The following is a 19,643-nucleotide window of genomic DNA, read 5'->3' as shown; positions in this document are numbered from 1 at the left end:
CTCGTTCCTCGCTTGTCGCTTCTCCCTTTCGACACCGGCGCGCCCCTTCGGATCGGGGCGGGTGGTCATACGGACAGGCGGCGCAGCGCCTCCTCGTGCAGCAGCCCGTTGCTGGCCACCGCGTCGGCGCCGCCCGCGCCGGGGATGCCGTCCAGGCCGGTGAAGCGGCCGCCGGCCTCCTCGACGATGACGCAGTTGGCGGCCATGTCCCACAGCGACAGCTCGGGCTCGGCGGCGATGTCGACGGCGCCCTCCGCGACCATCATGTAGGACCAGAAGTCGCCGTAGGCGCGGGTGCGCCAGCAGGCGCGGGTGAGGTCCAGGAACGGGTCGAGGCGACCGCGCTCCTCCCAGCCGCCGAGCGAGGAGTACGAGAAGGAGGCGTCCTCGATCCGGGAGACCCCGGAGACGTGGATGCGGGAGGCCTTGGCGAGGCTGCGGCCGGCGAAGGCGCCCAGGCCCTTGGCCGCCCACCAGCGGCGCTGGATCGCGGGCGCGGAGACGATGCCGACCACCGGGCGCTCCACGCCGTCCGGGCCGTCCTCCAGCAGGGCGATCAGGGTGGCCCAGACCGGGACGCCGCGGATGTAGTTCTTGGTGCCGTCGATCGGGTCGATCACCCAGCGGCGGGGGCCGGAGCCCTGGAGGCCGAACTCCTCGCCGAGGACGGCGTCCCGGGGCCGGGCGCGCTGGAGGATGCTGCGCACCAGCTCCTCGGCGGCCTTGTCGGCGTCGCTGACCGGGGTGAGGTCGGGCTTGGTCTCGATCTTCAGGTCGAGGGCGCGGAAGCGCTCCAGGGTGACCGAGTCGGCCGAGTCGGCGAGGACGTGGGCGAGTCGGAGATCGTCGTGGTAGTCGGCCATGCCCGAAACCCTAGCCCAGTGGGCTGCTGGGGAAGGGGCGGGAACCGGCCTCGGTGCGCCGCAGCGCGCCTCAGTGCGCGGAGCCGCTGAGCTGGAGGCCGATGACGCCGGCGATCACCAGGGAGATGGAGACGAGCTTGAGCACCGAGGTGGTCTCGTCCAGGAACGCCATGCCGTAGATCGCGGTGCCGGCCGCGCCGATGCCCGTCCAGACCGCGTAGGCGGGGCCGACCGGCAGGGTCTTCAGCGAGATGGTGAGCAGGCCGAAGCTGCCCAGGGCGAACACGCAGAAGCTGATGGTGGGCCAGAGCCGGGTGAAGCCCTCGCTGAGCTTGAGGTTGATCGCGAAGCCGGTCTCCAGCAGTCCGGCGAGGATCACCAGGGCCCATGCCATCCGTGCCCTCCGAGTCGGTCGACGGGTCGGGCGCGGCACCGGCCCGACCTTCCTATGATCACCAGGACGGCGCGGTTCGACACCTCGAACGGAGGACGCTCACGGCCCTCAGTCGCCCTCGCGGGCCTCCTTGCTGGCCAGCAGGCGGCGCAGCGAGTAGAGCCGGGCGGCCTCGGCGTGGCCGTCGGCGACCCAGGCGTCCAGGGCGCAGTCCGGCTCGTCGTGGCTGCAGGCGCGCGGGCAGTCGACGGTGCCCGGCTCCAGGTCGGGGAAGGCGAGGATGACCCGGGACGGGTCGATGTGGGAGAGGCCGAAGGAGCGGAAGCCGGGCGTGTCGATCACCCAGCCGGTGTCCAGGGCCTTCTTCGAGCCGGGCTTGGCGCCGGGCGGCGGGGGCAGGCGCAGCGCGAGGGCGGAGACGGTGGTGTGCCGGCCCCGGCCGGTGACGGCGTTGACGTGGCCGGTCTGGCGGCGGCGGTCCGGGACGAGGGCGTTGACCAGGGTGGTCTTGCCGACGCCGGAGTGGCCGATGAAGACGGTGGACAGGCCGCGTAGGTGCTCGCGCACGGCCTCGGCGCCGGTGGTCTCCAGCTCGTCCCGGCGGGTGACCACGTAGGTGATGCCCAGCGGGGCGTAGGACTCCAGCAGGGGCGCCGCCGGGGCGAGGTCGGCCTTGGTGAGCACCAGCACGGGCTCCATGCCGGCGTCGTACGCGGCGACCAGGCAGCGGTCGATCAGCCGGGGGCGGGGCTCCGGGTCGGCCAGGGCCGTGACGATGGCGAGCTGGTCGGCGTTGGCGACGACGATCCGCTCGTACGGGTCGTCGTCGTCCGCGGTCCGCCGCAGCACGGAGGCGCGCTCCTCGACCCGGACGATCCGGGCGAGGGTGTCGGCGTCTCCGGAGAGGTCCCCGACCAGGCCGACGAGGTCGCCGACGACGACGCCCTTGCGGCCCAGCTCGCGGGCCTTCATGGCGACGATCTGGCGTTCCTGCTTCGTCCCCGGGTCGACCAGGCAGGTGATGCGGCCGCGGTCGACGGTGAGCACCATCGCCTCGGCCGCGTCCTCGTGCTTGGGCCGGATCCGCGTGCGCGGCCGCGAGCCCCGGCGGGCGGGGCGGTTGCGGATGTCGTCCTCGTCGGCGTCCTTGCCGTAGCGGCGCATGGTTCCCAGTCTCCGCTCAGGCGCCCGCCGCCGCCTCGCCGAGCAGTTCCGCCCACATCTGCGGGAAGTCGGGCAGGGTCTTGGCGGTGGTGGCGATGTTCTCCACCTGCACGCCCGGCACGGCGAGGCCGATGACGGCGCCGGCGGTGGCGAGGCGGTGGTCCTCGTAGGTGTGGAAGACGCCGCCGTGCAGGGGGCGGGGGCGGATGCGCAGCCCGTCCTCCGTCTCGCTGACGTCGCCGCCGAGGTCGTTGATCTCCTTGGCGAGGGCGGCGAGGCGGTCGGTCTCGTGCAGGCGCAGGTGGGCGATGCCGTACAGGTGCGACTCGGAGTCGGCGAGGGCGGCGACCGCGGCGATCACGGGGGTGAGCTCGCCGACGTCGTGGAGGTCGGCCTCGATGCCGTGGATGCGGCCGGTGCCGGTGAACTGCAGGCCCTCGTCGGTGAATTCGCAGGCGCCGCCCATGCGGGTGTACAGCTCGCGCAGCTGGTCGCCGGGCTGGGTGGTGTGGGCCGGCCAGTCGCGGACGGTGACGCGGCCGCCGGTGGCGAGGGCGGCGGCGAAGAACGGGGCGGCGTTGGAGAGGTCGGGCTCGACGACGAGGTCGCGGCCGATCAGGGCGCCGGGGGTGACCCGCCAGACGTCCTTCTCGCCGCCGTCCTCGGGGGCGTCGACCTGGACGCCGGCCTTGCGGAGCATCTCGACGGTCATCCGGATGTGCGGCAGGGAGGGGACGGGCCCGCCGACGTGGCGGACCTCGACGCCGTGGCGGTAGCGGGCGCCGGAGAGCAGCAGGGCGGAGACGAACTGGGAGGAGGCGGAGGCGTCCAGCTCGACGGGGCCGCCGTCGAGGCCGCCGGTGCCGTGCACGGTGAAGGGGAAGGTGCCGCGGCCGTCGTCCTCCAGGCGGGCGCCGAGGGCGCGCAGGGCGTTGATGACGCCGTGCTGGGGGCGCTCGTGGCTGCGCGGGTCCCCGTCGAAGTGGACGGGGCCGTCGGCGAGGACGGCGAGCGGGGGCAGGAAGCGCATGACCGTGCCGGCGTTGCCGACGTCGACGGTGGCGGGGCCGAGCAGGGCGGGGGCGGGGATGACACGCCAGGCCTCGCCGCCGCCGGTGCCGCCGGAGTCGTTGTTGACCTTCTCCTCGATGCCGACGCCCAGGGCGCGCAGGCCGTCCGCCATCAGCTGGGAGTCGCGGCTGCGCAGCGGGCGGCGCACCCAGCCGGGCTCGTCGGCGAGGGCCGCCAGCACCAGGGCCCGGTTGGTGACCGACTTCGAGCCGGGGATGGTGACGGTGGCGTCCACGGGGGTGGTCGCGACAGGGGCGGGCCACAGTGTCTCGGTCATGGGGGCCAGTCTAGGGGCCCTGTGCGGGCTTCCCAGGCGGTGGCCCGTATGGCGGGACCGCCCCGGCTCAGAGCTGGAGCGGCTGGAGGAGCCAGGCGGCGCCCAGGGCGAGGCAGGCGAGCGCGGTGAGCAGGAAGACGGTGATCCAGGCGAGGCCGGGGATGTGGGTGAGGCGGGCGAGCTGGTCCGCGTCGGAGTCGCGGGCCCAGCCGATGCGGCGCTGGTGCTGGAGCTCCAGGACGGGCCGGACGGCGCCGAAGAGGAGGAACCAGCAGCCGAGGTAGGCGAAGCCGGCCTGGACCTGGGCGCTGCCGAACCAGGAGACGAGGAAGAAGGCTCCGCCGGCGAGCAGGACGGTGAACAGGCCGAAGGCGTTGCGGATGCGCACCAGCAGGGCGAGCAGCAGGGCGATGGCGAGCCAGAGCAGCAGGGTGATGCGGTCGGTGGCGAGCAGGGCGGCGCAGCCGAGGCCGAGGAGGGCGGGGGCGGTGTAGCCGGCGGCGGCGGTGAGGACCATGCCGGGGCCGGTGGGGCGGCCGTAGGAGAGGGTCAGGCCGGAGGTGTCCGAGTGCAGCCGGATGCCGGCGAGCTTGCGGCCGGTGAGCAGCGCGGCGAGGCCGTGGCCGCCCTCGTGGGCGATGGTGACGGCGTTGCGGGCGACGTGCCACAGGGGCCGGGCGAGGACGGCGAGCAGGGCGGCGGCGCCGGTGGCGAGGACGAGCCAGCCCGGTGGGGCGGCCTGGGTGCCGGTGACGCGGCTCCACAGGTCGGCGAGGTCGTGTCCGCTCTGGTGCGTGGTCATGCGTGCGTGGCTCCGTCCGCTGCGTTGGGCCGTTCGGGGCAGCCTCCCATGCGGGGACGGCGGGGTGGCATCGGGTGGTTCTGGGGTCCGGATGAGAAGTCCGGGCGTGGGAGGCTGGCCCGCATGTGCGGTCGCTTCGCAGCCGGTGGCAGGCCGGAGGACATCGTCGATCTGTTCGGCGTGGAGCAGTGGGACCCCGAGGAGACGCTGGAGCCGAACTGGAACGTCGCGCCGACGAACAGCGCCTTCGTGGTGCTGGAGCGGTTGGCGAAGCAGGAGCGCCGGGCGGTGCGGCAGCTGCGGGTGCTGCGCTGGGGGCTGGTGCCGCAGTGGTCGAACACGGCCGAGACGGCGGTGAAGATGATCAACGCCCGGGCGGACACGGTGCACGAGAAGCCGTCCTACCGGCAGGCGTTCGCCGCGCGGCGCTGCATCCTGCCGGTGGACGGCTACTACGAGTGGCAGACGGTGCCGGGGGAGCGGGGCAAGGCCCGCAAGAAGCCGTACCTCGTCTCCCGGGCGGACGGGACGCCGCTGGCGCTGGCCGGGCTGTACGAGTTCTGGCGCGACCGGACGGTGCCGCCGGACCACCCGAAGGCCTGGCTGGTGACCTTCGCGGTGGTGACCACGGAGGCGGAGGAGCTGCTGGCGCCGATCCACGAGCGGATGCCGCTGTTCCTGGACCCGTCCTCCTGGGACGAGTGGCTGGACCCGACGGCGGACGACCCGGAGGAGCTGCGGCGGCTGCTGATACCCCCGCCGCCGGGGGCGCTGCTGGCCACGCCGGTGTCGCCCGCGGTGGGGAGCATCCGCAACAACGGCCCGGAGCTCCTGGAGCCGTACACCGAGGTCGAGACCACGCTGTTCTGAACCGTCGAAGGGGACCTGATGGGGTCTGAGATGACCGTCGAGCTGGTGGACACCGACGCGGGCGAGGCCCGGATCACCTGCCACCGGGCCGCGAGGCCGAAGGCCGTGCTGGCGCTGGGGCACGGCGCCGGGGGCGGGATCGAGGCGCGGGACCTGGCGGCGCTGGCCGCCGCGCTGCCGCCGCGCGGGATCACCGTGGCGCTGGTGGAGCAGCCCTGGCGGGTCGCCGGGCGCAAGGTCGCGCCGGCGCCGAAGACCCTGGACGCGGGCTGGCGCCCGGTGGCGGAGCTGCTGGCCGCGCGGGGGCCGGCGCTGGTGGTCGGCGGGCGCAGCGCCGGGGCGCGGGTGGCCTGCCGTACGGGCGCGGACACCGGGGCGGCGGGGGTGGTGGCGCTGGCGTTCCCGCTGCACCCGCCGGGCAGGCCGGAGAAGAGCCGGGCCGGGGAGCTGCTGGAGTCGGGGCTGCCGACGCTGGTGGTGCAGGGGCCGACGGACCCGTTCGGCGGGCCGGGGGAGTTCCCGGAGCTGCCCGAGGGGCACGAGCTGGTGGCGCTGCCGTACGGCAACCACGGTTTCGAGGTGCCCAAGCGGGCCGGGACCGGCCAGGAGGAGGTCCTGGACCTGCTGTGCCGGGCGGTGGGGGACTGGGTCCTGAAGACCGTGTGAGCCGGGAATGCGGGCGGGCCCGGCGTGGTTGTCGCCTTCGTCGGCGTGAGCGTCACGTTGGAACCACCGGTGAGAGGCAGGGCAGATGGGTTCGATCGCGTGCCCCGAACGGCCCGAGGAGCGCGAGGCCGCCGCGGCGTTCGCACCCTCCTGGTCGGAGTGGCTGGACGCGGGCGAGAAGCCCGTCAGGCCGATATCCTCGCTCTCGGGGCGGCCCACGGGGGGCCGCGTCCGTCATGCCGAGGAGGTGGGTCCGGTCGTCGGGACCGAGCACGAGGCCGAGCCGGGCCGCGGCCCGGACGGGGCCCTGCCCGCGGGCGAGGCGCTGACCGGTGAGGAGCTGGCCGAGGCGATCGGCGAGGACACCTTCCGGGTGTCCGCGGAGGAGACCGAGGAGGCCCGGCGGGAGCGCTTCGAGCGCGACGCCCTGGGGTACCTCGACCCGATGTACTCGGCGGCGCTGCGCATGACGCGCAACCCGGCCGATGCGGAGGACCTGCTCCAGGAGGCGTTCGCGAAGGCGTACGCGTCCTTCCACCAGTTCCGTGAGGGCACGAACCTCAAGGCCTGGCTGTACCGCATCCTCACCAACACGTTCATCAACTCGTACCGCAAGAAGCAGCGCGAGCCCCAGCGCACGGCGGCGGAGGAGATCGAGGACTGGCAGCTGGCCCGGGCCGAGTCGCACATGTCGACCGGTCTGCGCTCGGCCGAGACCCAGGCGCTCGACCACCTGCCGGACAGCGACGTGAAGGACGCGCTCCAGGCGATCCCGGAGGAATTCCGGATCGCCGTCTACCTCGCGGACGTAGAAGGCTTTGCGTACAAGGAGATCGCGGACATCATGGGTACTCCCATCGGTACGGTGATGTCCCGGCTGCACCGCGGCCGTCGTCAGCTGCGCGGCATGCTGGAGGATTACGCCCGTGAGCGCGGGCTCGTCCCGGCCGGCAGCGGGGCAGGGCAGGAAGCGAAGGGCTCGGGCTCATGAGCTGCGGCGATCCGCACGAAACCGAGTGTGGCGAGGTCCTCGACCACCTCTACGAATTCCTCGACAACGAGATGGCCGAGGGCGACTGCGCGAAGCTGCGCGAGCACTTCGAGGAGTGCTCGCCGTGCCTGCGGCAGTACGGGCTCGAGCAGGCCATCAAGGCGCTGATCAAGCGGTCCTGCGGGTGCGACGACGCCCCGGCGGACCTGCGGGGCAAGGTGCTGGCCAGGATCGACTCGATCCGGGCCGGGCAGCGGTCGGGCGAGCCGGTGGTGGTCGTGGAGTCGACGACGGTCGAGGTGCGGGTGGAGGCGGCGCGTGCCGTGCCGCAGGTGGAGCGGGCGGCCGAGTCGGCCGAATCCGTGCAGGACGCCTCGACGGTAACGGTGCGTGACTGATCTGGCGGGCTGATCCGCCGGTCTCGGCGGGACGGTCCTGAGCGGCCCCGGGAGCACGTGCTCCCGGGGCCGCTCCCGTTCTGCTCGCGTGCGCCCTCACTCGATCGGGTGAGTTGGCGGTGCGCCAACTGCGCCGTTGCGCGATCATGCGTCCCCGCGCCCGGTGCGCGCCCTATCCTCCTGACGGACGCTCACCGCCGCTCGCCGCGGCGGGTGGGGACGGCGCGGGCCCGGACGGCGGGGAGGTCGACATCGCTACCGACAGTGGAGGCGCGACCCTGCCGCCGGGGGCGGCGCGCTACCTGGTGGCCGTCCCCGTGACGGCCCTGTGCTGCCTGGTCCCGCTGCTGCCCGCCGGGTTGACCCCCGGGGTGCCGGGCTGGCTCGGCGGGCCGGTGGACTGGCCCAAGGTCGCGCTGCTCGCCTTCCTGCACGGCTGCTGGGAGTCGCTCGCGCAGGGCCTGCCCACGCCCTGCCTGCGGCTCCTGCGCCGGGTGATGCGCCGCCCCGCGCCCGCCGAACGGGTGCTGATCCGCCCCGGCGCCAACGCCTTCTTCCCCGTGCTGTTCGCCGGGGTGCTGATGCTCGCGCCCGCCGCCGCCGCGCTGGTCGCCGTGCCCGCCGCGCTGCTGGGCGGGCCCGTCGGGCCGCAGTGCCGGGGGCGGCAGCTGTTCAACGGCTCGCAGCTGGCGCTGTGCGCCTTCGCCGCCTCCGTCGCCTTCCACCTGCTGCACGGGCCGCAGCTGCTGCTCGGCTCCCGCTTCCCCGCCGCGCTGCTGCCCGGATTCACCGCCGTCGCCGCGTTCTGCCTGGTCAACGGGGCCGTGGTCGGCGGGATGCTGATCCTCACCGAGGGGCGGCGCCCCGGGGTGCTGCTGCGCGGGGCCCGCTCGGTGTGCGGGCTGCCCGTACTGGTGCACGCGGCCGGCGGGCTGATGGTCGCGGTGCTGTGGCAGGGCCCGTACGGGGCGTTCTCCGCGCTGCTGGCGCTGCTGCCGCTGTCCATCTCGGCCTGGGTGTTCGCCCAGGGGCAGCGCGAGCAGGACGCGCACCAGGCCACCGTGCAGTCGCTGGTGCAGGCCGTGGAGATCAAGGACGCGTACACGCGCGGGCACAGCGAACGCGTCGGCCGGGCCTCGGTGCTGATCGCCGGTCAGCTCGGCATGGAGCCCGGGCGGCTGCGCACCCTGCGCTTCGCGGGCGTCCTGCACGACGTCGGCAAGCTGGGCGTGGCCACCGAGCTGCTGCGCAGAAACGGTCCCCTCAGCGAGGAGGAGCGGCGGGCCGTGGAGGTGCACCCGGTGTACGGGTACGAGCTGGTGCGCGGGATCGACTTCCTCGGCGAGGCGCACGCCGGCATCCTGCACCACCACGAGCGGATGGACGGGCGCGGCTACCCCAGCGGGCTCGCCGGGGAGCAGATCCCCGAGTTCGCCAGGATCATCTCCGTGGCCGACGCCTTCGACTCGATGACCTCCACCCGCTCCTACCGGCGCGGGCGGCCGGTCGGCGAGGCCGTCGCGGAGCTGGAGCGCTGCTCGGGCAGCCAGTTCGACCCGGTGATGGTGCGGGCGCTGATCGACGCGCTGGCCGTGCACGACTGGCAGCCGGTGCTGCCGCCCTCCGGGGACTGCATCCGGGCCGTGCCCGACATCCCGCTCGGGGTGCCGGAGCCCGCCCGCACCGCCCCGGGCCGGGTGCCCGCGCAGGGCGGGACCGCGCCGATGGCCGGGCAGCCGTGACCGCCCCGGCGGGGCCCGGACGGCGCCGGCGCGGCGGCAGCGGTGGCGGCGGTGCTGCCGTCGGGCGGGCGGGACGGACGGCGGGGGCCCGGCGCGCGGGCCTGGCGGCGCGCCGGGCGGGGTCGGTGCGCGCCGCCCGGGCGCACGGGGCCTTCGGCCCGGGCGGGGCGGCCGGGCGCGGGGCCGCCACGGTGCGGGCGGTGCACGCGGGCGCCCTCGCCCTGCTGCTGGTCGCGGCGGGCGCGGTCGCGGTGCGCGGGGTCGCCGAACCGGGGGTCGCGCTGGCGTTCACCACCCTGATCGCCCTCGGCGAGTGTGTGCGCATCACCCTTCCGGGTGACCGTGAACAGGCGCCGATCGGTGCCGCCGGGGCGCTCGCGTACGCCCTGCTCGGCCCCCTGCGCGGGGTGCCGACCGCGCACGGGACGCTGCAGGTCGTCGCCGTCACCGGCGCCGGGCTGCTGCTCGCCTGGCTGCCCGGCCTCGCCCTCGCGCACCGGCGCCGCCCGCCCTGGGCCGACCCGGCTCGGCGCGACGGCGCCGCCCGGCGGCTGCTCGGGGTCGGCTTCGCCGCCGCCGTCTTCCAGCCGCTCTACAACGGCGGCCTCGTCGACCGGTTCTCGCCCGAGGGCCCCGCGTACGGGGCGTTCCTGACCGCCGTCGCCGCGCTCGCCGCCCTGTGCGACGCCACGCTGGCGGCGCTGATCCGGCGCTCCGCCACCGGGCTGCGGCTGTCGGCGGCGCTGGAGGACGAGCTGCGCTCGCTGTTCGGGATCGGCTCGGCGATCGTCGCCACCGGGATGCTGGTGAGCCTGGCGGCCGGGGAGGTGGGGCTGTGGGCGCTGCCGCTGTTCTGCACCCCGCTGCTGCTGGCCCAGGTGTCGTTCCGGCGGGCCGCCGCCGTCCGGGCCACCACCGGGCAGACCATCGCCTCCCTGGCCAGGGCCACCGAGGTGGCCGGCTACACCCCGCACGGGCACGCGCGCCGGGTCGCGGACACGGCGTGCGCGCTGGGGCGCGAGCTGGGCCTCGGGACCCGGGAACTGGCGCTGCTGGAGTACGCGGCGCTGATGCACGACGTGGGGCAGCTGTCCCTGGTCGAGCCGGTGCCCGACGGCGCCACGGCGCTGCTGCCCTGCGCCGAGCAGCAGCGCATCGCGCGCCTGGGCAGCGAGGTGATCAGCCGCACCGGGGTGCCCCGGCAGGTCGCCGAACAGGTCGCCCGGCTGGCCGATCCGTGCGTCGGGCAGGGCGGGGGCGAGCGCCCGGTGCCGCTGGCCGCACGGATCATCCGGGTCGCCAACGCCCACGACGACCTGCTCACCGCCGCCCGCGGCCGGGGCGTGGGCGAGGCGGTCGGGCGGCTGGAGGCGCTGGAGGTGCTGCGGCTGGGCCGGGGGCGGGTGTACGACGCCAGGGTGGTGGACGCCCTGGCCAGGGTGGGCGGGCAGTCCCGGGGCTGAGCCCGTACGGGTTGAGGGGGCGCGCCGGGGCGGGCAGGCTGGGAGGGAAGCCAGGGGCTGTCCGGCAATGCGCCCGGCGGGAATTGCCGGACAGCCCCCAACCTCGGCGGTGGGGAGCGCGGGCGGGGGCGGGCGTGGTTGGATGCGGTCGTAGCGTGGAACACCGACCCGGGGCACCGGGCCCGGCGCCGTCCGAAACCTTCGGCGGACGCCACGGGCGCGGTGGGCACGGGGACTTGAGCGGACGACGACGGCAGGGACGAACGTGAGGATCTTCCACCGGGCACGGCACCGGCCGTCCGCCACCTGGCGGCAGACGACCGACCGGGCCTTCACGCTGATCGGCGACGGCCGCTACGAGGACGCCGGCGCGCTGCTGGTCATGGCCGCCGACCTGGAGCCCTGGCTGTCCGACTCCTGGTTCAACCTCGCCCTGCTGCACAAGTTCCGCCGCGACTGGGAGCAGGCCCGCTCGGCCGGCCTGCGGGCCGTCGCCCTGCTGGACCGCGAGCACGGCGCCCCGGACTGGTGGAACCTCGGCATCACCGCCACCGCCCTCCAGGACTGGCCGCTGGCCCGCCGCGCCTGGCAGGCGTACGGGCTGAAGCTGCCCGGCGGCCCCGGCGTGGACGGCCCGGTCAGCCTGGACCTCGGCACCACCCCGGTGCGGCTGTCCCCGGACGGCGAGTCCGAGGTGGTGTGGGGCCGCCGGCTCGACCCGGCCCGCATCGAGGTGCTGTCCATCCCGCTGCCCTCCTCCGGCCGCCGCTGGGGCGAGGTGGTGCTGCACGACGGCGCCCCGCACGGCGAGCGGGTCACCGACGGGGTCGCGTACCCGGTGTTCGACGAGATCGAGCTGTGGGCGCCCTCCCCGGTGCCGACGTACGTGGTGCTGCTGCAGGCCGCCACCGCCGGGGACCGGGACGCGCTGGAGCGGCTGGTGGCGGACTCGGGCTACGCGGCCGAGGACTGGACGAGCTCGGTGCGGCTGCTGTGCCGGGCCTGCTCGGAGAGCCGGATGGCCGCCGACGACGGCCTGGCCGCCCACCACGACCCGCACGACGACGGGGACGCCTCCCACCCCGGGCACCTGAGCCACCTCAGCCAGGGCGGGGCGGCCGGGATGTCCTGGCTGGTCGAGCGCGAGTGCGGCCTCGCCGCGCCCGCCCACCTGGTGCGCTCCCTGCTGGAGCGCTGGGTCTCCGCGGCCCCCGACAGCCGGGCCTTCCGGGATCTCGAAGAGGTCTGCTGAACGCGCTGAGTACCCTGGTGAGGTACGCGTGAGACCGACGGAAGCGGAAGACATGGCGGAGCAGGCCGAGCAGCACGGGCACGACCACGAGCACGACGTGGAGGGGGCGGCGCCCGAGGCCCCCGCGAAGGTGATGGGGGAGCTGCCCGACCTCACCAAGGGCAGCGCCCGTCCGATCACCGTGGTCGGCAACCCGGTCCTGCACCGCGAGGTGAGGACCGTCACCGCCTTCGACGGCGAGCTGTCCGGGCTGATCGACGACATGTTCCAGTCGATGTACGCGGCCGAGGGCGTGGGCCTGGCCGCGAACCAGATCGGCGTGGACCTCAAGGTCTTCGTCTACGACTGCCCGGACGACGAGGGCGTGCGCCACATCGGCCACGTGATCAACCCGGTGCTGGAGGAGTACCCGGCCGACCGCCGCCGTGAGCTGGACGACAGCAACGAGGGCTGCCTGTCCGTGCCGACCGCGTACGCCGAGCTGCCGCGCCCCGACTACGCGTCGGTGACCGGCGTCGACAAGGACGGCAAGCCGATCCGCGTCGAGGGCACCGGCTTCTTCGCGCGCTGCCTCCAGCACGAGACGGACCACCTGTACGGGACGCTGTACATCGACAAGCTGTCCAAGCGGGACCGCAAGGACGCGCTGCGGCAGATGGCGGAGGGCACGGCGCGCTACGCGACCGTTCCCAACGAGTAGGCGGCGCCTGGTTGTCGGGCCGGTACGGGGTTCCCGTACCGGCCCTCACCGTTTTCGGCGGACGTTTTCCGCGGGCGTTCAGCGAACGTTCTCAGTGGGCGTTCTCAGTCGGCGTTCCCGGCGGGCAGGGTGAGCGTCGCGCGCAGGCCGCCGGAGGGCTCGGGGGCCAGCCGCAGCCGCCCGTGGTGGGCCTCGGTGACGGCGGCGACGATGGCCAGCCCCAGGCCGTGGCCCCGGCGGGAAGGGTCGGCCCCGGCGGTGCGGCCCCGGCCGCGCAGGAACGGCTCGGTGAAGGTGGCGACGGCCTCCGGGGCCAGCGGCGCACCGGAGTTGGCGACCGTCAGCCGTACGAGGGCCGGGTCGTCCGGATCGGGACCGGTGGTGACGGCGACGCGGCCGTCGGCGGGCAGGTTGTGGCGCAGCGCGTTGTGCAGCAGGTTGAGGGCCGCCTGGCGCAGCAGGACGGCGTTGCCGGTGGAGGGGGCGGGCCGCAGGTCGGCGGTGACGGTGACGCCGAGGGCGGCGGCCTCCTCCCGGACGGCGGCCAGGGCGTGGCCGGTGGTGTCGGCGAGGTCGACGGGGCCGGTCTCGGGCGGGGCGTGGCCGAGGTCGGCGAGCTGGAGGAGGGCCTCGCTGATCTCGATGCCGCGCTGGTTGGTGTCCTGGAGGCGGCCGACGAGCTTGGGCCAGTCCTGGCCGGCGGGGTCGGCGGCGGCGACCTGGAGCATGGTGCGGGTGATCGCCAGCGGGGTGCGCAGCTCGTGGGAGGCGTTGGCGGCGAAGCGCTGCTGGGCGTCGAAGGAGCGCTGGAGGCGTTCGAGCATCTCGTCGAAGGCGTCGGACAGGTCGGTGAACTCGTCCCGGGGGCCGGTGAGGGCGATGCGGTGCTCCAGGGCCCCGTCGGCGGCGGCGTGGGCGGCGCGGGTGATGTCCTGCAGCGGGCGCAGGACGCGGCCGGCGACGAACCAGCCGCCGAGCATGCCGACGGCGGTGATCAGGGCGAGGGCGTAGCCGCAGGCCTGGAGGAGGGAGGTGAGGATCTCCTGGCGGGAGGGGGCGTCGGAGCGGTAGCGGGGGCTGGAGGAGGTGAGCGGGTAGTTGGGGATGTACTTCATGCCGACGTAGACCACGGCGAGGCAGAGGGTGCCGACGGTGACGGCGAAGAGGGTGTAGCTGAGGGTCAGGCGCATCCGGGCGGTGAGGCGGCGCTTGCGGGGGCTCATGGGGTGGCCTCGTCGGATTCGGGGGCCAGGCGGTAGCCGACGCCGGGGACGGTGTGGATCAGCCAGGGGTCGCCGAGGCGTTTGCGCAGGCCGGAGATGGTGATGCGCACCGCATTGGTGAACGGGTCGGCGTTCTCGTCCCAGGCGCGCTCCAGCAGCTGCTCGGCGCTGATGACGCCTCCGCGCGCCGTCATCAGGACCTCCAGGACGGCGAACTGCTTGCGGGAGAGGGCGACGTAGCGGCCGTCGCGGTAGACCTCGCGGCGGAACGGGTCCAGCCGCAGGCCCGCGTACTCCAGGACGGGCGGGGCGGACTCGGCCGGGCGGCGGGCCAACGAGCGCAGCCGGACGACGAGTTCGGGCAGGTCGAAGGGTTTGGTGAGGTAGTCGTCGGCGCCGAGTTCGAAACCGGAGACCTTCTCGGTGAGGCGGGCGGCGGCGGTGAGCATCAGCACCCGGCAGCCGAGGCGCCGGCGGACGATCTCGCGGCAGACGTCGTCGCCGTGGACGCCGGGCAGGTCGCGGTCGAGGACGACGACGTCGTAGCCGTGGACGGCGAGGCGCTCCAGGGCCGCGTCGCCGTCGGTGACGATGTCGCAGGCGATCGCCTCCAGCCGCAGGCCGGCCTGGACCGCCTCGGCGAGGTAGATCTCGTCCTCCACCACCAGGACCCGCACGTGCCGTTCTCCCTGCTCGATCCGCGTCTGTCGGTGTCCATTGGACACGAGCCGGTGTATCGGGAACGTATCGTCCGGCGCAGACATCCTGGCAACATCCGCTCCCCTTGCATGGTCACCGCCGTCGCGGCAGCGCGTCGCGGCGCTGTGACCACGGGAGGCAGGAATGGGTGCCATGGGACGGCGGAGGGTGGCCGCGGGCCTCGGGGCGGTGGTGGTGCTGGGGCTGGCGGCGGCCTGCGCGGGCGATCCGGCGGCGGCGCGGCGGGTGGTGGGGGCGCTGTCGGCGTCGCCCTTTTCGGCGTCGCCCTCCTCGACGGAGGACGGGCAGATCCCGGAGGGCGTGACGCTCAGCCCGTTCGACACGAAGGCGGCGGCGGTGCGCAACCTGGACCCGGCCCTGCTCGCGGCCGTACGGAAGGCGGCCGGGGACGCGAAGGCGCAGGGGGTGGAGGTCACCGTCTCCTCGGGCTGGCGCAGCAAGGCGTACCAGCAGCGGCTGCTGGACAAGGCGGTGGCGAAGTACGGGAGCCTGGAGCAGGCGCGGCGGTTCGTGAACACCCCGGAGAAGTCGGTGCACGTGTCGGGCAAGGCGGTGGACCTGGGGCCGACGAACGCGGACTACTGGATGATCCAGCACGGGGCCGCGTACGGGCTGTGCCAGGTGTACGCGAACGAGGTGTGGCACTTCGAGCTGCTGACGACACCGGGCGGGGTGTGCCCGGCGCCGCTGCCGGACGCGGCCGGATGAGGGGCGTGCGGGCCGCGCCCTGGCGGCGGGGGCGGGTGGCGGGCGGGTGCGCGCTGGTGACGGCGGCGGCGCTGGCCGGACACCGGCGGGTGCCGGACCTGGGGGTGCGGCTGGGGAGCCTGTGGGAGAGCGCGCTGCCGTGGGGCGGGGTGGTGGCCCTGGTGGTGGGGGTGGTCGCGGCGGTGCGGCGGGCTCCGGCGGCGGCCTGCGCGGCGGGGGTGCTCGCGGTGGTGTGGGCGGTGCTGTTCGGGCCGGTGCTGCTGGCGGGCTCGGGCGGGGGCTCCGGTGGGGGCTCGGGCGGCGGGAACCTGGTGGTGGTGACGCACAACGTGAGCGCGGAGAACCGGGATCCGGCCGGGACGGCGCGGGCGCTGCTGGCGGCGCGCCCGGACCTCGTCGCGCTGGAGGAGGTGACGGCGGCCGCGCTTCCGGCCTACCAGGGCGTGCTGGACGGTGCGTTGGCGTACCACGTGGAGATCGGGACGGTCGCGCTGTGGAGCCGGTACCCGATCGCGGACTCCCGGCGGCTGACCATCGACCCCGGGTGGAGCCGCTCGCTGCGGGCCGAAGTCCGGGCGCCGGGCGGGCCGGTGGCCGTGTACGTGGCGCACCTGGCGTCGGTGCGGCTGACGTTCTCCGGCTTCGCGGCCGGGCACCGGGACCGCAACATCGCGGCACTGGCGGCCGCGCTGGACGAGGAGCCGCTCGGCCGGGTGCTGCTGCTCGGCGACCTCAACGCGGCGGCCGACGACCGGGCCCTGGGCCCGCTCACCGCGCGGCTGAGGCCGGTCGGGGCGGGGTTCGGGTTCAGCTGGCCGGCGGCGTTCCCGCTGGCGAGGATCGACCACATCCTCACCCGGGGGCTGCCGGCCGCCGCCTCCTGGACGCTGCCCGCCACCGGCAGTGACCACCGGCCGGTGGCGGCGCGGCTGAGGAGTTAGGAAGCGGTGGCCAGGTCGAGGAAGCGGCGACCGACCTCCGTCACGTCCTCGGCCGTCCAGTCCAGGGCCGGTCCGGTGAGGCTGACCTCCGCTGTCGACAGGCCGGGGGCGGCGTCCCGCCAGCCGGAGACGAACCAGACGCGCTCCTGCTCGGCGAGGGCCAGGTGGGCGCGGTTGAGGTCCTCGGCCGGGTGGGGGAGCCAGAGCTGGAACTCGTGGGTGGGCGGGACCTCCGGGAGGAGGCGGGCGCCGGGCAGGGCGGCCAGGGCCGGGGCGAGGTCGGCGGCGTGGCGGGCGAACTCGGGGATCCGGGGCAGGACGGTGTCCAGGCCGTCGAGCGCGGCCAGGGCGGCGGGCCACTGCTGGTAGAGGGTGCCGCCGTAGCGGTGGCGCCAGGTGCGGGCGTAGGCGGTGAGGGCCGCGTCACCGGCGAGGGCGGCGCCGCTCATGCCGCCGAGGTCCTTGTAGAAGGAGACGTAGACGCTGTCGGCGAGGGCCGCGATCTCGTGGAGGGGGCGGCCGAAGTGGGTGGTGGTGTTCCACAGGCGCGCGCCGTCGACGTGCACCCGGGCGCCGGCCGTCCGGGCGGTGGCGACGAGGTCGGTCAGCTCCTCCCAGGTGGGCAGGAGGTAGCCGGGGTCGCGCAGCGGGAGTTCGACGGTCATGGTGCCGTACGGCTGGCCGAGGGCGGCGAGGTCGGCGGCGGTGAAGTGGTGCGGCCCGTCGGTGGGCCACAGCGCGCGCAGGCCGGTGAGCTGGGTGTAGGCGTGGCGCTCGTGCCGTTCCAGGTGGCTGTGCGGGTGCAGGGCGACGGCGTCGCGGCCGGTGGTCTCGGCGCCGTAGCGCAGGGCGACCTGCTGGGCCATGGTGCCGGTGGGGAAGAACACCGCGTCCTCGGTGCCGAGGAGGGCGGCGGTGCGCTGCTCCAACTCCCGTACGGGGCCGTCGGTCCCGTAGAAGTCGGGCTCGGCGTCGAGGCCGTCCAGGGCGGCGAGGCGGGTGAGGCGGCCCCGGAGGGTGAGGGGGCGGGGGCCGGAGAGCATGCGCTCGCAGAGGTGGCGGGCGGCGCGGCGGCGTTGCAGGAGGTCGTCGGTCACCCGGTGATTGTCGGGTGGTCGGTTCGTGGGGCCAACTGCTTTTCCACGGAGCTCTTTTACGGGGCTTCTCCAGGGAGCCTTTCTGCGGAGCCTTTCCACGGAGCTCTTCTACGGGGCCCCGGTGGCGTCCAGGGCGGGGGCGAGGGCGGCGAAGGCGCGGGCGGTGAGCCCGGCCGGGTCCTGCCCGGTGGTGCTCCACTGCTGGAGGATCACGTCGAAGGCGGCCAGGGCGGTGCCGGCGGCGAGGCGCGGGTGGAGGCCGTCCGCGCTGCCCGTACGGGTGGCCAGTTCGGCGGCGAGCTCCTCGCGCCACTGGGCCTGGCGCTCCAGGAAGCGGGCGTACAGGGCCGGGGTGTCGAGGATCAGGCGCACCACCCGCCGCGCCTGGTCGGGGTGGTCGGTGCAGGAGGTGACGGAGACCGCGACGGCGTGCCGCAGCGCGACGGACGGGGGCTCCTCGGGCGGCCGTGAGGCGAGTTCGGCGCGCATGTCCGCGCCCAGCTCCGCCAGGACGTGGACGATCACGTCCTCCTTGGAGGCGAAGTAGCGGAAGAACGTCCGCTTGGAGACGCCGGCGTCGGCCGCGATCTCGTCGACGGTGACCGCGTCGAACCCCTTCCGGGTGAACAGTTCCAGCGCGGCCTGGGCGAGTTCGTCGGCGACGAGCCGGCGCTTGCGTTCGGCCAGGCTCACTGCGGGGGTGGTGGTCACCCGGCCATGCTACACACGGCGCCGTGCATGGCGCTTGGAGCCGTTCTTGACACTTGGTGACATGAGAGGCAGTGTATGACACATGACGAAGCATCAGTCGTGGGGCGCCGACCGCATACCGGACCAGCGGGGGCGGGTGTGCGTGGTCACCGGGGCCAACAGCGGCCTCGGGCTGGAGACCACCCGGGCGCTCGTCCGCGCGGGCGGGCACGTGGTCCTCGCCGTACGGGACGAGGCCAAGGGGTGCGAGGCCGCCGAACGGGTCGGCGGCTCCACGGAGGTGCGGCGCCTCGACCTCGCCGACCTCGACTCCGTCCGCGCCTTCGCCGGGCGGCTGCGGGAGGAGCACACCCGGGTGGACGTCCTGGTGAACAACGCCGGGGTGTTCGCGCCGCCGCGCACGCTGAGCGCCCAGGGGTACGAACTCCAGCTCGCCGCCAACCACCTCGGCCACTTCGCCCTCACCGGGCTGCTGCTCGACCTGCTGGCCGAGGGGCGGGACCCCCGGGTGGTCACCGTCAGCTCCCTGAACCACCGGCAGGGGCGGCTCGACTTCGAGGACCTGCACGGCGAGCGCCGGTACTCGCCGATGGGGCACTACAACCGGTCGAAGCTGGCCAACGCCGTCTTCGGATGGCAGCTGCACCGCCGCCTCGCCGCCGCGGGCAGCCCCGTGCGCAGCCTGCTCGCGCACCCGGGGTACGCGGCCACCAACATCCAGACCAGCGCGCCGACCGGCCTGCTGAAGTTCCTCTTCGGACGGCTGCTGATCCCGCTCGCGCAGGGCGCGGAGCGCGGAGCGCTGCCGCAGCTCTACGCGGCGACGGCGGAGGAGGCCAGGAGCGGGCAGTTCATCGGGCCGGGCGGGATCGGGGAGCTGCGGGGCGCCCCCGGGGCGGTGGAGTTCGCCCCGAGGGCGCTGGACGAGGAGGCGGGGCGGCGGCTGTGGACGGAGTCGGAGCGGCTGACGGGGGTGCGGTACGGGCTGCCGGCGGCGGCGGTCTGAGGCGGGCTTACGCGAGCAGGGCGCGGAGTTCGGGGGTGGTGACGACCTCGGCGCGGGTGGGGAGGACGCGGCTGAGGAGGAGGTCGTGGGCCTGCCGGTCCGGGTCGGCGACGGCGTCGGCGAGGACGAGGAGGCGGTAGTCGCGGTCGGCCGCGTCGAGGACGGTGGACAGGACGGCGCCGCCGGTGGTGAGGCCGCAGACGACCAGGGTGGTGATGCCGCGCTCGCGCAGCTGGTGGTCGAGGTCGGTGGTGGACAGGGCGCCGGTGCGGATCTTGCGGACGACCAGGTCGCCCGCCCGGGGCGCGACGCGCTCGTGGACGGCGGTGGACGGGTCCTCGTGGTGCAGGGCGCGGTGCTCGGCGATCGCGGCGAAGAGGCGGTTGGCGGCCGGGACCGCCGCCCAGCCGGCCTCGGTGAAGCCGACGCGCGCGTAGGCGATCAGCCCGCCCGCGTCGCGGACCTCGGTGACGGCCCGGGCGATCCGGTCGAGGAGGGCCACGGCCTCGGGCACGGCGGCCAGGACGGCCGGCTGGACGTCCAGGACGAGCAGGGCGGTGTGGGCGGGGACGAGCGTCATGCGG

The 19,643-nt window shown here is 75.0% G+C and carries 21 protein-coding genes; 11 read left to right on the top strand and 10 right to left on the bottom strand.

Features of this window, described 5'->3' with window-relative positions; all coding sequences use genetic code 11:
• Positions 1-65 precede the first annotated feature (65 nt).
• The 5 genes from hisN to ACIRRS_RS30765 form a co-directional block, all read right to left on the bottom strand.
• Positions 66-863, bottom strand: coding sequence for a histidinol-phosphatase (gene hisN / locus ACIRRS_RS30785; RefSeq protein ID WP_402977595.1), 798 nt, complete (start codon positions 861-863; stop codon positions 66-68).
• Between the two features lie 70 nt (positions 864-933).
• Positions 934-1,257, bottom strand: a complete 324-nt coding sequence (locus tag ACIRRS_RS30780) for a DMT family transporter (RefSeq protein WP_402977593.1) — start codon at positions 1,255-1,257, stop codon at positions 934-936.
• 108 nt (positions 1,258-1,365) lie between these two features.
• A complete protein-coding gene (gene rsgA, locus ACIRRS_RS30775) occupies positions 1,366-2,421 on the bottom strand; it encodes a ribosome small subunit-dependent GTPase A (protein WP_402977590.1) in 1,056 nt (351 codons plus the stop codon).
• Between the two features lie 16 nt (positions 2,422-2,437).
• A complete protein-coding gene (gene aroA, locus ACIRRS_RS30770) occupies positions 2,438-3,769 on the bottom strand; it encodes a 3-phosphoshikimate 1-carboxyvinyltransferase (protein WP_402977587.1) in 1,332 nt (443 codons plus the stop codon).
• Between the two features lie 67 nt (positions 3,770-3,836).
• The gene (locus ACIRRS_RS30765) at positions 3,837-4,571 is read right to left on the bottom strand and encodes a M50 family metallopeptidase (RefSeq protein WP_402977584.1); all 735 of its coding nucleotides are present in this window, start codon (positions 4,569-4,571) and stop codon (positions 3,837-3,839) included.
• A 123-nt stretch (positions 4,572-4,694) separates the two neighbouring features.
• Here ACIRRS_RS30765 and ACIRRS_RS30760 point away from each other — a divergent pair, with 123 nt between their 5' ends.
• The 8 genes from ACIRRS_RS30760 (at position 4,695) to def (ending at position 12,653) form a co-directional block, all read left to right on the top strand.
• Entirely contained in the window at positions 4,695-5,441 is a 747-nt protein-coding gene (locus ACIRRS_RS30760) for an SOS response-associated peptidase (protein ID WP_402977581.1), read from the top strand.
• 18 nt (positions 5,442-5,459) lie between these two features.
• Entirely contained in the window at positions 5,460-6,107 is a 648-nt protein-coding gene (locus tag ACIRRS_RS30755; protein WP_402977578.1) for an alpha/beta family hydrolase, read from the top strand.
• 247 nt (positions 6,108-6,354) lie between these two features.
• Complete coding sequence (locus tag ACIRRS_RS30750) at positions 6,355-7,098, top strand: sigma-70 family RNA polymerase sigma factor (RefSeq protein ID WP_402977692.1); 744 nt, start codon at positions 6,355-6,357, stop codon at positions 7,096-7,098.
• Entirely contained in the window at positions 7,095-7,496 is a 402-nt protein-coding gene (rsrA, locus tag ACIRRS_RS30745; protein WP_402977575.1) for a mycothiol system anti-sigma-R factor, read from the top strand. Before ACIRRS_RS30750 ends, rsrA begins: the two co-directional genes overlap by 4 nt.
• Before the next feature lie 305 nt (positions 7,497-7,801).
• Positions 7,802-9,238, top strand: coding sequence for an HD-GYP domain-containing protein (locus ACIRRS_RS30740; protein WP_402977572.1), 1,437 nt, complete (start codon positions 7,802-7,804; stop codon positions 9,236-9,238).
• A 125-nt stretch (positions 9,239-9,363) separates the two neighbouring features.
• Positions 9,364-10,701: an HD-GYP domain-containing protein gene (locus ACIRRS_RS30735; RefSeq protein WP_402977570.1), complete on the top strand. Its 1,338-nt coding sequence runs from the start codon at positions 9,364-9,366 to the stop codon at positions 10,699-10,701.
• A gap of 265 nt (positions 10,702-10,966) precedes the next feature.
• On the top strand, positions 10,967-11,953 hold the full coding sequence (locus ACIRRS_RS30730) for a tetratricopeptide repeat protein (RefSeq protein ID WP_402977567.1): 987 nt from the start codon (positions 10,967-10,969) through the stop codon (positions 11,951-11,953).
• A gap of 133 nt (positions 11,954-12,086) precedes the next feature.
• Entirely contained in the window at positions 12,087-12,653 is a 567-nt protein-coding gene (gene def, locus ACIRRS_RS30725; RefSeq protein ID WP_402977689.1) for a peptide deformylase, read from the top strand.
• 104 nt (positions 12,654-12,757) lie between these two features.
• Here def and ACIRRS_RS30720 read toward each other — a convergent pair whose 3' ends face one another.
• Together ACIRRS_RS30720 and ACIRRS_RS30715 are read right to left on the bottom strand one after the other, a co-directional pair.
• Positions 12,758-13,876 (bottom strand): sensor histidine kinase, encoded by a 1,119-nt coding sequence (locus ACIRRS_RS30720; RefSeq protein WP_402977564.1) that lies wholly within the window; start codon positions 13,874-13,876, stop codon positions 12,758-12,760.
• Positions 13,873-14,553 carry a response regulator transcription factor gene (locus ACIRRS_RS30715; protein WP_402977686.1) on the bottom strand — a complete coding sequence of 227 codons (681 nt, stop codon included), beginning with the start codon at positions 14,551-14,553 and terminating at the stop codon, positions 13,873-13,875. Before ACIRRS_RS30715 ends, ACIRRS_RS30720 begins: the two co-directional genes overlap by 4 nt.
• A gap of 175 nt (positions 14,554-14,728) precedes the next feature.
• Between ACIRRS_RS30715 and ACIRRS_RS30710 the strand changes: the two genes are divergently transcribed.
• Positions 14,729-15,304 (top strand): M15 family metallopeptidase, encoded by a 576-nt coding sequence (locus tag ACIRRS_RS30710; protein ID WP_402977561.1) that lies wholly within the window; start codon positions 14,729-14,731, stop codon positions 15,302-15,304.
• Positions 15,301-16,245, top strand: a complete 945-nt coding sequence (locus ACIRRS_RS30705) for an endonuclease/exonuclease/phosphatase family protein (RefSeq protein WP_402977558.1) — start codon at positions 15,301-15,303, stop codon at positions 16,243-16,245. Before ACIRRS_RS30710 ends, ACIRRS_RS30705 begins: the two co-directional genes overlap by 4 nt.
• On the opposite strand, the gene ACIRRS_RS30700 is transcribed toward ACIRRS_RS30705, so the two are convergent.
• Both ACIRRS_RS30700 and ACIRRS_RS30695 read right to left on the bottom strand, forming a co-directional pair.
• On the bottom strand, positions 16,242-17,342 hold the full coding sequence (locus tag ACIRRS_RS30700; RefSeq protein WP_402977555.1) for a threonine aldolase family protein: 1,101 nt from the start codon (positions 17,340-17,342) through the stop codon (positions 16,242-16,244). The genes ACIRRS_RS30705 and ACIRRS_RS30700 overlap by 4 nt on opposite strands.
• Positions 17,343-17,450: 108 nt before the next feature.
• Complete coding sequence (locus tag ACIRRS_RS30695; RefSeq protein WP_402977552.1) at positions 17,451-18,053, bottom strand: TetR family transcriptional regulator; 603 nt, start codon at positions 18,051-18,053, stop codon at positions 17,451-17,453.
• Between the two features lie 82 nt (positions 18,054-18,135).
• On the opposite strand from ACIRRS_RS30695, the gene ACIRRS_RS30690 reads away from it, so the two are divergent.
• Entirely contained in the window at positions 18,136-19,059 is a 924-nt protein-coding gene (locus ACIRRS_RS30690) for an oxidoreductase (RefSeq protein WP_402977549.1), read from the top strand.
• 7 nt (positions 19,060-19,066) lie between these two features.
• On the opposite strand, the gene ACIRRS_RS30685 is transcribed toward ACIRRS_RS30690, so the two are convergent.
• Positions 19,067-19,639, bottom strand: coding sequence for a cysteine hydrolase family protein (locus ACIRRS_RS30685; RefSeq protein WP_402977546.1), 573 nt, complete (start codon positions 19,637-19,639; stop codon positions 19,067-19,069).
• Positions 19,640-19,643 lie beyond the last annotated feature (4 nt).

Origin of the sequence: Kitasatospora sp. NPDC101183 (genome assembly GCF_044767945.1) — a bacterium.
GTDB lineage: Bacteria > Actinomycetota > Actinomycetes > Streptomycetales > Streptomycetaceae > Kitasatospora.
Note: the sequence above shows the minus strand (reverse complement) of the source record. Positions and strands in the feature narration are given on the sequence as shown.